The sequence below is a fragment of the Kurthia sibirica genome (genome assembly GCF_003143975.1).
Taxonomy (GTDB): Bacteria; Bacillota; Bacilli; order Bacillales_A; family Planococcaceae; genus Kurthia; species Kurthia sibirica.
The window spans coordinates 1-12,399 of sequence record NZ_QFVR01000002.1; the positions used below are offsets into that span (position 1 = coordinate 1).

Below are 12,399 nucleotides of genomic sequence, written 5' to 3' on the forward strand. Positions count from 1 at the left end.
TAGAAAAATGTAAAGTTTGTCCAATGCAAGAAGGCTGTTATAAAGAGGGTTCTAAAAGTAAAACATATTCGGTCACGATTAAATCAACAGAACATAAGGACCAAGCGAACTTTCAAGAGACAGATGACAGCTTCAAATGATTGTCACAAAAATACTCTTTATTATTAGTTATTTCAACTAAGTAATGCACGATCAGATACCATTTTCTCACCGCGGATGCGCTGAAATTCTGACATGAGATCATCAATTGTTAAATAGGGTTTTTTATCTGGTCCTACTTCTAATATAATTTGACCTTTATCCATCATAATAAGGCGATTCCCTAAATCGAGCGCCTGCTGCATATTATGGGTCACCATCAATGTCGTCAACTGATCTTTTGCCACTAAATTCTTCGTTAAATTTGTAATAATCTCCGCTCTTGATGGATCAAGTGCTGCCGTATGTTCATCCAATAATAGAATATCGGGCTTTGTAAACGTCGCCATTAATAATGATAGCGCTTGGCGTTCACCACCTGATAATAAGCCCACCTTTGCTGATAGACGTGACTCTAAGTTTAAGCCAAGCATTTGTAGCGATTCGATGAAAAAGTCTTTACGTCGACGATTTATAGCGTTTCGTAACCCTCTATTTTTTTTGCGCGAATAGGCAATTGCTAGATTTTCTTCGATTGTCATATTTGGCGCTGTACCAGCCATTGGGTCTTGAAAGACGCGGCCAATATATTTTGAACGTTTGTACTCTGGTAGTTTTGTCACTATTTTTTCATTTATCGAAATATCACCAATATCTGGTGTCAATGCACCTGAAATCGTACTCATTAATGTCGATTTCCCTGCACCATTACTACCAATAATCGTGACAAAATCACCGGGGGCTAACAGAAGATCAATATCGTTTAATGCAATTTTTTCATCAGCTGTTGCTTCATTGAAAATTTTATTAACATTCTTAACTTTAAGCAATGAATTCACCATCCTTTTTAGCCGAAGTTAATTGTTGATACCTCATCATTCTTCGCCTTGCTCTTCGTTTTTTCTCTTTACGTTTTTCAATCAAATTCGGTACAACTAAAGCGATAATAACAATGATGGCCGTCAGCACTTTTAAATCACCTGTATCGAATAGTTTTATTTGTAAAGCCAATGCGATGACAATACGATAAATAACTGCTCCACAAACGACTGCTAATGTCGTTCTGGCAACGCTCTTTGTTCCAAAAATCGCCTCTCCTATTATGACTGAAGCTAGGCCACTAACAATCATACCAGTACCTGTTTGTATATCAGCAAAGCGACTATACTGAGCAATTAGTGCACCTGATAACGCAACAAGTGCATTTGAAATACCCAATCCTATAATAATTAGTGTATCCGTATTTGCTGAAAAACTACGAATCATTTTTGAATTGTCACCCGTTGCACGAATGGCTAAACCTTGTTCTGTTTTCAAAAACCAATCGGCAGCAAATTTAATAAAGATGGTCACGATGATCATAATGAAAATCGTTCCCCATGTATTTGGGACCATTTGTACGCCCATACTGCGTAACATATTATTAATCGAATCATCAATGCCGAGCTTTTGCCAAAATGCAGCAACTGATTTAAATACGGTGTCTGCATTGGATAAAGGAATCGTCGGTCTGCCTATCGATGTTTCTGATGTTGCACCCATAATCCGTAAATTTATCGAATAGAGGGCAATCATCATTAAAATACCTGCTAATAATGCATTGATTTTTGCTTTTGTATGAAGAATACCGGTTATACTACCAGCGATAAAACCAGCGATTAGTGCACATAATGTCGCTATAAAGGGGTTATACCCTAATGTAATCATCGTCGCTGCTGTCGCCCCACCAGTTACGAAACTGCCATCTACTGTTAAATCAGGGAAATCTAAAACTCGGAATGTCAAGTACACTCCGAGCGCCATTATTGCATAGATGATTCCTTGTTCAACAGAGCCAAAAATTGCTACAAACATGTAGAATCATCTCCTGTTATTTTACGAGTTCTGCTTTCCAATCTTCCTTTATAGTAAGACCGATTGTCTTGGCCGTTTTTTCATTCATTTCAAATTTCAACTTATCTGGGAAAGCTGCTGGAATATCAGCTGGTTTTTTACCATCTTTTAAAATTTGAATGGCCATTTCGCCTGCTTCAAATCCTATATCATAGTAACTAAAGCCATATGCACCTAACCCACCTGCTTTAACAGAATCAAGTTCGCCAACCATCACTGGAATTTTTTTATCATTTGCCACATCAAGTACTGCACTTAATGCTGAAACGACCGTATTGTCCGTAATAATATAGTAAGAATCTACTTTGCCAATCAATGATTCTGTTGCTTGTTTTACATCTGCTGATGTTGCTACAGATGCTTCAATAATTTCGATATTATATTTTTTTGCTTCTTGTTTGACCAATTTGACTTGTACAAGTGAATTTTGTTCACCTGAATTAAAAACCATTCCTACCTTTTTAGCATTTAATTGCTCTGCTAAAAATTTTACTGTCTTTGGAATTGCTTCAGGATGGGTATCGATTGTCCCCGTAACATTTCCGCCCGGTTTTTCCATCGATGTGATCAACTCCGCGTCAATCGCATCTGTGACCGATGTAAATAATACTGGAATATCAGCTGTTGCTGTTTGAGCGGCGATAGCTGAAGGCGTAGCATTGGCAAAAATCAAATCATTTCCTGCGCCAACTAAATTATTTGCTGCAGTCACATTATTACTTGCATCTCCTTGTGCATTTTTCTCATCATATTTAATTTTTAAACCTGATTGTTCTAAAGCAGCCTTAAAGCCCTTTGTTGCTTCATTTAAAGAAGGATGTTCTACATATTGTAAAATCCCTACTTTATATTCTTTTTCTTTTTCTGCTTTCCCTTTACTATCTTCAGTCGTTCCACAAGCTGCAAGAACTAAAATAATTGCTGATAGCAAAAATAATAGTAGCGCATTTTTCTTTTTCATTTTCCCGCCTCCATATTATGTAATTACCTTAATTATTGCTATGTTACCGCCTTAAAAATCAATAGTCAACAATATTATGAATAGTTTGATAATTTTACACACTAAAGCGTTGAGGTTCAACTCATCAAAGTGTTGATGCTACTAGCTTCCTATTATATAGAGCCTAAAATAATTATTTTCTTGTCCTTTTCCCAATACTATTTTTTTACCGCTCGCGTTAACCATTGGTTTATATAACGCTACTAATTTTTGTTCATTTGACTTTCCTATTATTTCGCTTTAGAATAAGTTGTTATGTCATTTTTACGTGGTTCGTAACCATCCCACGAAAAAAAACTAAGGAGAAATGAATAGTATGAAAATCAAATTCTTAGCTACGAGTGGTATTATTGCAGCCTTGTATATTGCTGTGTCATTACTCGTATCACCACTAGCTTTTGGGGCTATTCAATTTCGCTTTGGCGAAATTTTGAATCACCTTGTTATCTTCAATAAGAAATTCTTTTACGCTATTATTGTCGGCGTTTTTATTACGAATCTCTTTTCGCCAAATGGTCCACTAGATTTACTTTTTGGTGTAGGTCAAACCGCACTGTCTCTTGGCATTGCCATCCTTTCAGCAAAATACATTAAATCGATTATCAAACGTATGGTTCTCAACTCGATTGTTTTTGCCTTTATGATGTGGTTGATTTCACTTGAATTAGTCATCCTATTTGATCTACCATTTTTGTATACTTGGTTGACAGTTGCTCTAGGAGAGCTTGGTATTATGCTAATTGGTATTCCGATTATGCTAGCGTTGAACAAACGACTACATTTTCAAAAATTATTAGCTTAATGCTCAGTCATATAAAACGCCCTTCGCTATTTCGAAGGGCGTTTTTTTATTGTAATAACTCCTCTAATTGATTGCGCAACTGATTCTTTTGGAATTTACCGACTGATGTTTTTGGTACTTCATCGATAAAAACGATTTCATCTGGCACCCACCACTTAGCAAAATTTTGCGCTAAATACTGTAATAACTGTTCTTTTATATCATCACTATTTACTTCTTTATTTTTTAATACTACACATGCTAATGGACGCTCTTGCCATGTAGGGTGTGGCATGGCAATGACTGCCGCTTCCGCCACTGCATCATGCGTCATTAGTGCATTTTCTAAATCAACAGATGAGATCCATTCGCCACCACTTTTTATTAAATCCTTTGTGCGGTCAACAAGTTTTATAAAACCTTCTGGTGTCTGAATGGCAATATCGCCAGTATGTAACCAACCATCTTTAAATGCTTCTACCGTTCGTTCATCCTTATAGTATGCATCGGCAATCCATGGTCCTTTCACGAGCAATTCTCCCATTGTTTTGCCATCCCAGGGTACTTCACCCTCTTCATTTAGTAACTTTGTTTGTAAAAGAGCTGCTGGCATACCAATCATACTGCGTGCTTCAAGCCTTTGTTCCTCGCTCCAATCATCCATTTCAGATTTATAGCGTGATAGTGTTACAAGTGGACTTGTCTCCGTTAAACCGTAACCAACTGTAAATGGAATATTATATTTTTGTTCAAATGCTTGAATTAATCCTTTAGGAGAAGAGGCTCCACCACTTACAAGAATACGTATTGATGATAGGTCAATCGGTCGCGTACTATTTTCTAAAAGTTGCAACACACCAAACCAAATTGTTGGTACGCCTGCTGTAACCGTTACTTTTTCTGCTTCCATTACATCTAAAATAATTTGAGGTGTCATATTTGGTCCCGGTAGCACTTGTGTAGAACCAAAATTCACTGCGGCAAAAGGCAAGCCCCATGCACTCGCATGAAACATTGGTACGACTGAAAGTGCAATATCCCGTTCATTCAAACCAAAACTCTCTACTAAACCAAGGGACAACGAATGCAACACAATTCCGCGATGCGTGTAGAAAACACCTTTTGGAAAACCCGTTGTCGCACTTGTGTAACACATACCAGCATTCATATTTTCATCCAAATCTGTCGGGAATTCATAACTACTATCTGCTGCCGCCAACAATTCTTCATATGATTGTGCATTTTGCAATTTCGTGGCAGCAATATCGACGTGATCCCCCATAACAACGAATGTTTTCACCGTGGTTAACTGATGTTGAATACTTGCCAATAATGGGGCTAATTCTTCATCTACGAGAATAATTTCATCCTCTGCATGATTGATAATATAGCGTAAATGTTCAAGTGATAAACGGATATTTAACATGTGAATAATTGCACCTGCACATGGAATCGCAAAATATGCTTCTAAATGACGATGGTGATTCCAGGCAAATGTACCGACCTTTGTCCCTCTTTTCATCCCCACCCCTTCCAATGCTGATGCCAGTTTTCGTGTCCGTTGAGCAAAATCACGATACGTAATACGGTGAGTCATCGTACTAGATGTTCTCGAAATAATTTTTTTATGCCCATAATATTTTTCAGCGCGCGTTAAAAATTGCGTTAATACAAGCTGTGTATCCATCATCTTTAACCACTCCACTTCCTAAGTTTTTCATAAATCCACTCGAAGACATCTATTTTTCACATAAAAAAGAGACCGACGACTTGTATTGTCCATCGGCCCCTTCGACTACTATTTTACAAGTAATGTTTCTAAATCATCACGTAGTTTCGCTTTTAAAAACTTCCCTACAGATGTTTTTGGAATCTCTTTTAAGAATATAATATCATCAGGTAACCACCATTTAGCAAAATCTTGCTCTAGATGACTGTATAACTGTGCTTTCACACTATTTTCTTCAATATCGTTATTTTTCAAGACAACACATGCTAGTGGGCGTTCCTGCCATTTAGGATGTGGCATCGCAATAACAGCTGCCTCAAAAACTGCTTCATGTGTCATCAATGCATTTTCTAAGTCAACGGATGAGATCCACTCACCGCCACTCTTGATTAAATCCTTCGTACGATCGGTAATTTTAATATAGCCTTCTGGTGTTCTTACAGCGATATCTCCCGTATATAACCAACCATCTCTAAAAGCATCTTCTGTGCGTTCATCCTTATAATATTCGTCGGCAATCCACGGTCCGCGAATGGTCAGTTCACCCATCGTTTGACCATCTGCTGGCACTTCGCCATTTTCATTCACGATGCGCGTTTCAATAAGCGACACGGTTAAACCTTGCGTAGCGCGAATAGCTAATTTTTCATCTGCTGTCCAGTCGTCCATTTCACTCGTATAATTTGATACGCTGACAATAGGACTCGTTTCCGTCATACCATACCCTACAATGAATGGAATATTATACTTTTCTTCGAATGCTTTAATAAGACCTTTCGGTGAAGCAGAACCACCGCTGACAACTAATTTTAATGATGATAAATCGCGTGGTTCTGGACTTTGATCCAATGTTTGAATAACACCAAGCCAAATTGTTGGCACACCCGCTGTCAAAGTCACTTTCTCTGACTCCATCAAATCAATCAAAATTTTCGGTGTAAAATTTGGTCCCGGCAATACTTGATTGGCTCCGTAATTGACACTAGCAAAAGGTAGACCCCAGGCATTAACATGAAACATTGGCACAACAGGCATAATAACTTCCCGTTCACTAATACCAAACGTTTCAACTAAACCTAGTGATAGAGCATGTAATACAAGACCACGATGTGAATATTCCACACCTTTAGGGAAACCTGTTGTTGCGCTCGTATAACACATACCCGCTGTCATATTTTCTTCTAAATCATCTGGGAACACAAAATTTTCATCTGCTGATGCGATTAATTGTTCATACGACAGTACATTTTTTAATGTCGTTTTAGATAAATCTACATCATCGCCCATAATAATATAGGTTTTCACTGATTTCAACTCATGTTCAATGCTTTCGATAATTGGGAGCAAATCTTCATCTACTAAAATAATCTCATCCTCAGCATGATTAATAATATAAATAAGATGCTCTGCCGATAAACGGATATTGATCATATGAAGGATTGCTCCTGAACATGGTACAGCAAAATAGGTTTCTAAATGACGATGATGATTCCAAGCAAATGAACCTATTTTCATGCCACGCTGCATGCCTAGATCAGCTAGTGCTGAAGCAAGTTTACGTGTCCTCACTGCAAAATCCGCATACGTGATTCGATGAATTTTTGTGTCGGATGTACGTGAAATGATTTGTTTTTTACCAAAATATTTTTCTGCTCGATTTAGAAAAGCTGTTAATACTAAAGGTGTATCCATCATGGTCCTTCACTCCTATATCCCTAAGTTTTTGGCAATAATCCTCTTCATTACTTCATTTGTACCTGCATAAATTGATGTCACAACAATATCTCTATAGCGTCTAGCAATTTTGTATTCCTCCATAAAACCATAACCACCATGGAGTTGTACACATGTTTTAGCTGTATCTTGCGCGGACTCTGAAATCCAATATTTGGCCATTGATACACGTGTTACTACATCTTTTCCTGCTATATGATCTTCAATTAATGCCTCTAAAAAAGTTTTTCCTAATTCAATACGTGTCGCTATTTCAGCTATTTTAAATTGCGTATTTTGAAAAGAACTGATTGGTCTGTCGAATGCCTGTCGCTCTTTTACATAATTCAACGTTAATTCCAACATATCTTCGGAAGCAATTTGCGTCGCCAGTGCTACGCCCAATCTTTCTTGCTGTAATTTTCGCATCATATATTTGAAGCCCATTCCTTCTTCACCGATGAGATTGCTCACCGGGACACGACAATCTTCAAAAAATAATTCCGCTGTATCTTGGGAATGAATGCCCATCTTGTCCAATTTGCGCCCCTTCGTAAAGCCAGGAGTTGGTCCTTCTACGATGAGCAAGCTCACGCCATCATGCTTTTTAGCCGTTTTACTATCTGTTTTAACTGCTAATAGTACAAGGTTCGTATGAATTCCATTTGTAATGAAGGTTTTAGAACCATTGACGATATAATGATCACCATCTCGAACTGCGGTCGTCGTAATATTAGCTAAATCTGAACCAGCTCCAGGTTCAGTCATAGCAATTGAAGAAATATATTCTCCGGTGATTGATTTTGGTAGCCAACGCTGTTTTTGCTCCTCGGTACCAAATTCTTCGATGTAGGGAATTGTAATATCATTATGTAATGCAATACCTGTCATACCTCCACCAACTCGTTCTAACTCTTCATTAATAATGACACCAAATGAATAATCGACATGAAGACCACCGTATTTCTCCTCTACTTGAGGACATAAGTAGCCATTTTCTCCTAGTTTGCGCCAAAATTCGAGTGGAATAATTCGATCTTTTTCCCACTGCTCATAGTTTGGGACCGCTTCTTCATCTAAAAATTTTTTGAAAGATTTTCTGAATAATTCATGTTCATCCGTTTCAAAACGATATCTTTTCATATTATATCCCCCTTATTTCGGTTGCATACGAATGGCACCATCCATCCGAATTACTTCACCATTTAATAATGTATTACGAATAATACCTTCTACTAATAATGCATATTCACTTGCTTTACCCAAGCGTTTTGGAAAAGGCGTCGCTGCGCCAAGTGATTGTTGCACCGATTCTGGTAAACTCGCAAACATCGGTGTTTCAACCATGCCAGGTGCAATTGTCATGACGCGTATGCCGACGTCTGCCAACTCTCTAGCTAAAGGTAATGCCATACTAACAATCGCTCCTTTTGAAGCACTATATGCAGCCTGTCCAATCTGTCCGTCAAATGCAGCTACGGATGCTGTATTGATGATAACACCTCTTTGTCCATCTTCATCCGCGTCATTTGTTTGCATCAAATCTGCTGCTAAACGCAATACATTAAACGTGCCGATAAGATTAATATCAATGATACGTGAAAACTGCTGCAGTGAATGAATGCCATGCTTTGATAGTATTTTCGTTGCGGAGCCAGTTCCTGCACAGTTTACAACGACGTTACAGTCACCAAATTTTTTGATTCCCGCATTTAACGCAGCTAACACCGCCTGCTCATCCGTCACATCTGTATCGACAAATAATAAATGATCTTGGTCACTTGCAGCGAAAACCTGACCTTTTTCATGATCTATATCGAGTAAAATTGCTTTGCCTCCAGCTGCGACTATATGTTGTGCAGTAGCCTTTCCCAAACCCGAAGCACCACCTGTAATAACAGCTACTACTTCTTTTAATTCCATTTAGTGTCCCTCCTACATTTTTTCGAAAATAGTGGCATTTGACATGCCCCCACCTTCACAAAAAGTTACAAGACCATATTTTAAATTTTCTCTCTGCATTCGATGGATGAGTGTCGTGATTAATTTTGTACCTGATGCGCCTAATGGATGACCTAAAGCAATTGCTCCACCATTAACATTTAACTTGGCATGGTCTGCACCTAAATCTTTTAACCACGCTAAAGTAACAGGTGCAAAGGCTTCGTTTACTTCGTACGTATCTATTTGACTAATATCCAGTCCAGCTTTTTTCAATACTTTTTTTGTTGCTGCAATTGGACCTGTCAGCATCAATGTGGGATCAGAACCAATCACTGAACGCGCAATAACTTTCGCTAATGGTTTAATCCCCAATTCCTGTGCTTTTTCTAACGACATTAATAGTACAGCCGAGGCACCATCACTAATCGGGCTTGAATTCCCAGCTGTAATAAGCCCATTTTCTTGAAATGATGGTTTTAATTTATTTAATATTTCCACTGTTGTAGAAGCACGAGGTCCTTCATCTACTTCAAAAAGCACTGTATCTCCGGATTCATTTTTAACTTGCAAAGGCATGATCTCTTTTTTAAAATCTCCACGATCAATCGATTCAATAGCTCTCTTATGACTTTCATATGCATATTCATTTAATTGTTGTGCATTGAATCCCCATTTTTCTGCAATTCTTTCCGCTGAAAACCCTTGTTGAATAATTTCATATTTATCTGTTAATTTTTCACTCAAACCAACTCCGATGGCACTAGACCCCATAGGTACTCTCGTCATATTTTCAATGCCACCTGCTATCACTATATCCATATCGCCAGAAGCAATTGCTTGTGAGGCAAAATGGACTGCCTGTTGGCTTGAACCACATTGACGATCAATTGTGACACCCGGCACTTCAATAGGAAATCCCGCGATTAATGCCGCTGTTCTGGCAATGTTTCCGGCCTGCTCTCCAACTTGCGACACACAACCTAAGATTACGTCGTCCACAACTGCTTTTTCCACACCCGCACGCTTCACTACTTCCGTTAATACTTCTGCTGCCATATCATCTGCTCTTGTATAAGCTAATTGACCATTTCTTTTTCCAACAGCTGTTCTCACAGCTGCAACAATAACGACTTCTTTCATTTTGATCCGCTCCTTATAAAGTTTCTCTTAATTTATATTTCAAAATTTTGCCCGATTCATTTCGTGGTAAGGTATCCGCATATATATATTTTTTGGGCATTTTATAGCGCGCTAACTTCTGTTTACAATAGTCATGTAAATGCTGCTCATCGAGAATCGTTCCCTCTTTTAATACGAGTATTCCTACTACCATTTCTCCCCATTTTTCATCAGGTAGTCCGATTATCGCCGCTTCTAAAATAGCTGGATAGCCATTTAATATCTGCTCCACTTCAACAGAATAAACATTCTCTCCACCAGAAATAATCATGTCTTTTTTGCGATCGACCAATGTGATAAAGCCTTCTTCATCCATCATTGCAAGGTCACCAGTTACTAACCATCCATCTTTAAAAGCCTCCGCTGTTTCTTGTGGTTTATCGTAATATTTTTTCATAACAGCTGCACCTTGAATAATAAATTCACCTATTTCACCCGGTGCTACATCTTCAAAAGCTGTATTAACAACACGCACCATAGAATTCGGCATCGCTTTTCCACCTGCACCTAATTTTTTTTGATGGTCTTCAGGCGACAAAAACACACCACCTGGTCCTGCTTCTGTTAGACCACATAAATTATAAAATTGATCAGTTTTGAAAAGTTTCATGCTCTCTTGAACAAGAGTTGGTGCCATGGGTGCTGCACCGTAGGCACATGCCCTTACAGAAGATAAATTTGAATGACCATCATCCGCATGCACTAAAGCGTTATACATTGCTGGTACTGCAAAAAAAATCGTCACTTTATATTTTGCTATCTGTTGCAGTACTTTTTTAGGTTCAAAATCACGCTGAATAATAGCCGTTGCACCTTGTGAAATAGCTGTTGTAAAAAATAAATTTAACTGTGCCGCATGAAAGAGAGGCGCAATATGTATATATACATCTTCTGCTGTTGTTTTGAATATTTCTTTGATGCCATCATTAACTGCTACTATTCTCTTATAATCAAATAGCGCACCCTTTGGTTGACCTGTCGTGCCAGAGGTATAGAGAATTTCGGCATGATCATCGCTCGTTATTATGACTGATGGTTCATTCACTTTATGACTATAAATATCTTGCCAACTCAGAAAGTGAGGCTGTGTTGCTATTGGCTGGACAATGACTGTTTTTAACACCTGTTGTTCTTTTATAGCTTCGTATGCAATCGCTTCCAATTGTGCGTCGCAAAATAGTAATACACTCTTGGATTGCTCCACTATATAACGTACTTCTGGCGGTGCTAAACGAAAATTGATTGGTACTAACACCGCCCCTATTTTCCAAATTGCATAGGCTGCAATAGCAAAATAATCCGAATTTTTCATAAAGACGCTAATATGTTGCCCCTTTTTGATATCATGCTGTAATAAACCATGTGCTATACGATTTACTTCTTCATTAAATTCCTGAAAACTATAGTGGCGTTCATCACAAATGATACAAATTTTCTCTGGGATTGTCTCAGCATTTACGACAAGTGGCATCGTGAGATTCATTTCTAAATCTTCTCCCTTTTAAATAGTTCTGTCATCAAGTGAGGTTTCACAGCAACTTCTAATTTTCCAACTTTTTGAAACTACTACATCTATTTTCATTATACTTTTTTTATTGATTTACGCAATCAATATGTGCAAAAAAGCAAAATCAACTTTTAATTATGTCGAGAGTTGCTATCTTATAACCAATTTCTATTTTCAACCTATATATTATTTTAGTATCTTTTTTATTTTTAAAGCAAACGTTCATCTGATGGTATAATCTGCAATAATAGTATACTAACAATATAATAACGTTCGTCTTTCATAAAGAATGCCTTCGTTATTTTATTTTTTCAACCGATAAAAAGAGCCTAGGACAGAACAAAAATAGTCTGTCTCAAATACGAATAATCAAATCAATTGAACGCGCAGAAAACGACTCCTGTGGGAATAGCATGAGCTGAAAACCCCACAAGAACGCAGTGACATCGCTTCAAATGAAAAATCCCATATGATTTCGAAAAATCATACGGGATTTTCTCTATTGAAAATACGTT

Annotated in this window: 10 protein-coding genes and 1 riboswitch; of the genes, 1 reads left to right on the plus strand and 9 read right to left on the minus strand. The window is 37.8% G+C overall.

Annotated features, from left to right (window positions below):
* Positions 1-173: 173 nt before the first annotated feature.
* From DEX24_RS01715 to DEX24_RS01725, 3 genes are read right to left on the minus strand one after another with little or no spacing between them, the layout of a single operon-like run.
* Positions 174-980: an ABC transporter ATP-binding protein gene (locus tag DEX24_RS01715; RefSeq protein ID WP_373863540.1), complete on the minus strand. Its 807-nt coding sequence runs from the start codon at positions 978-980 to the stop codon at positions 174-176.
* Complete coding sequence (locus DEX24_RS01720; RefSeq protein WP_109304679.1) at positions 961-1,992, minus strand: ABC transporter permease; 1,032 nt, start codon at positions 1,990-1,992, stop codon at positions 961-963. The genes DEX24_RS01715 and DEX24_RS01720 overlap by 20 nt, the downstream gene beginning before the upstream one ends.
* Positions 1,993-2,008: 16 nt before the next feature.
* A complete protein-coding gene (locus DEX24_RS01725) occupies positions 2,009-2,992 on the minus strand; it encodes an ABC transporter substrate-binding protein (protein WP_109304680.1) in 984 nt (327 codons plus the stop codon).
* Between the two features lie 301 nt (positions 2,993-3,293).
* A riboswitch (PreQ1 riboswitch) is annotated at positions 3,294-3,338 on the plus strand.
* A gap of 9 nt (positions 3,339-3,347) precedes the next feature.
* On the opposite strand from DEX24_RS01725, the gene DEX24_RS01730 reads away from it, so the two are divergent.
* Positions 3,348-3,833, plus strand: a complete 486-nt coding sequence (locus DEX24_RS01730) for a QueT transporter family protein (RefSeq protein WP_109304681.1) — start codon at positions 3,348-3,350, stop codon at positions 3,831-3,833.
* Between the two features lie 46 nt (positions 3,834-3,879).
* Here the strand turns inward: DEX24_RS01730 and DEX24_RS01735 are convergent, their stop codons facing one another.
* The 6 genes from DEX24_RS01735 to DEX24_RS01760 all read right to left on the minus strand — a co-directional run bounded on the left by DEX24_RS01735 (position 3,880) and on the right by DEX24_RS01760 (position 11,860).
* The gene (locus tag DEX24_RS01735; RefSeq protein WP_109304682.1) at positions 3,880-5,502 is read right to left on the minus strand and encodes a long-chain fatty acid--CoA ligase; all 1,623 of its coding nucleotides are present in this window, start codon (positions 5,500-5,502) and stop codon (positions 3,880-3,882) included.
* A gap of 108 nt (positions 5,503-5,610) precedes the next feature.
* The gene (locus DEX24_RS01740; RefSeq protein WP_109304683.1) at positions 5,611-7,236 is read right to left on the minus strand and encodes a long-chain fatty acid--CoA ligase; all 1,626 of its coding nucleotides are present in this window, start codon (positions 7,234-7,236) and stop codon (positions 5,611-5,613) included.
* A 12-nt stretch (positions 7,237-7,248) separates the two neighbouring features.
* Positions 7,249-8,397, minus strand: coding sequence for an acyl-CoA dehydrogenase family protein (locus tag DEX24_RS01745; protein WP_109304684.1), 1,149 nt, complete (start codon positions 8,395-8,397; stop codon positions 7,249-7,251).
* Positions 8,398-8,409: 12 nt separating this feature from the next.
* Entirely contained in the window at positions 8,410-9,177 is a 768-nt protein-coding gene (locus DEX24_RS01750) for an SDR family NAD(P)-dependent oxidoreductase (protein ID WP_109304685.1), read from the minus strand.
* Positions 9,178-9,189: 12 nt separating this feature from the next.
* On the minus strand, positions 9,190-10,338 hold the full coding sequence (locus DEX24_RS01755; RefSeq protein WP_109304686.1) for a thiolase family protein: 1,149 nt from the start codon (positions 10,336-10,338) through the stop codon (positions 9,190-9,192).
* 13 nt (positions 10,339-10,351) lie between these two features.
* Positions 10,352-11,860, minus strand: coding sequence for a class I adenylate-forming enzyme family protein (locus tag DEX24_RS01760; protein ID WP_109304687.1), 1,509 nt, complete (start codon positions 11,858-11,860; stop codon positions 10,352-10,354).
* Between the last annotated feature and the right edge of the window lie 539 nt (positions 11,861-12,399).

What these genes read in the sequence shown, in the direction of transcription:
- DEX24_RS01715 (WP_373863540.1), bottom strand. Translation starts at nt 980, where the DNA reads ATGGTGAATTCATTGCTTAAAGTTAAGAATGTTAATAAAATTTTCAAT.
- DEX24_RS01720 (WP_109304679.1), bottom strand. Translation starts at nt 1,992, where the DNA reads ATGTTTGTAGCAATTTTTGGCTCTGTTGAACAAGGAATCATCTATGCA.
- DEX24_RS01725 (WP_109304680.1), bottom strand. Translation starts at nt 2,992, where the DNA reads ATGAAAAAGAAAAATGCGCTACTATTATTTTTGCTATCAGCAATTATT.
- DEX24_RS01730 (WP_109304681.1), top strand. Translation starts at nt 3,348, where the DNA reads ATGAAAATCAAATTCTTAGCTACGAGTGGTATTATTGCAGCCTTGTAT.
- DEX24_RS01735 (WP_109304682.1), bottom strand. Translation starts at nt 5,502, where the DNA reads ATGATGGATACACAGCTTGTATTAACGCAATTTTTAACGCGCGCTGAA.
- DEX24_RS01740 (WP_109304683.1), bottom strand. Translation starts at nt 7,236, where the DNA reads ATGATGGATACACCTTTAGTATTAACAGCTTTTCTAAATCGAGCAGAA.
- DEX24_RS01745 (WP_109304684.1), bottom strand. Translation starts at nt 8,397, where the DNA reads ATGAAAAGATATCGTTTTGAAACGGATGAACATGAATTATTCAGAAAA.
- DEX24_RS01750 (WP_109304685.1), bottom strand. Translation starts at nt 9,177, where the DNA reads ATGGAATTAAAAGAAGTAGTAGCTGTTATTACAGGTGGTGCTTCGGGT.
- DEX24_RS01755 (WP_109304686.1), bottom strand. Translation starts at nt 10,338, where the DNA reads ATGAAAGAAGTCGTTATTGTTGCAGCTGTGAGAACAGCTGTTGGAAAA.
- DEX24_RS01760 (WP_109304687.1), bottom strand. Translation starts at nt 11,860, where the DNA reads ATGAATCTCACGATGCCACTTGTCGTAAATGCTGAGACAATCCCAGAG.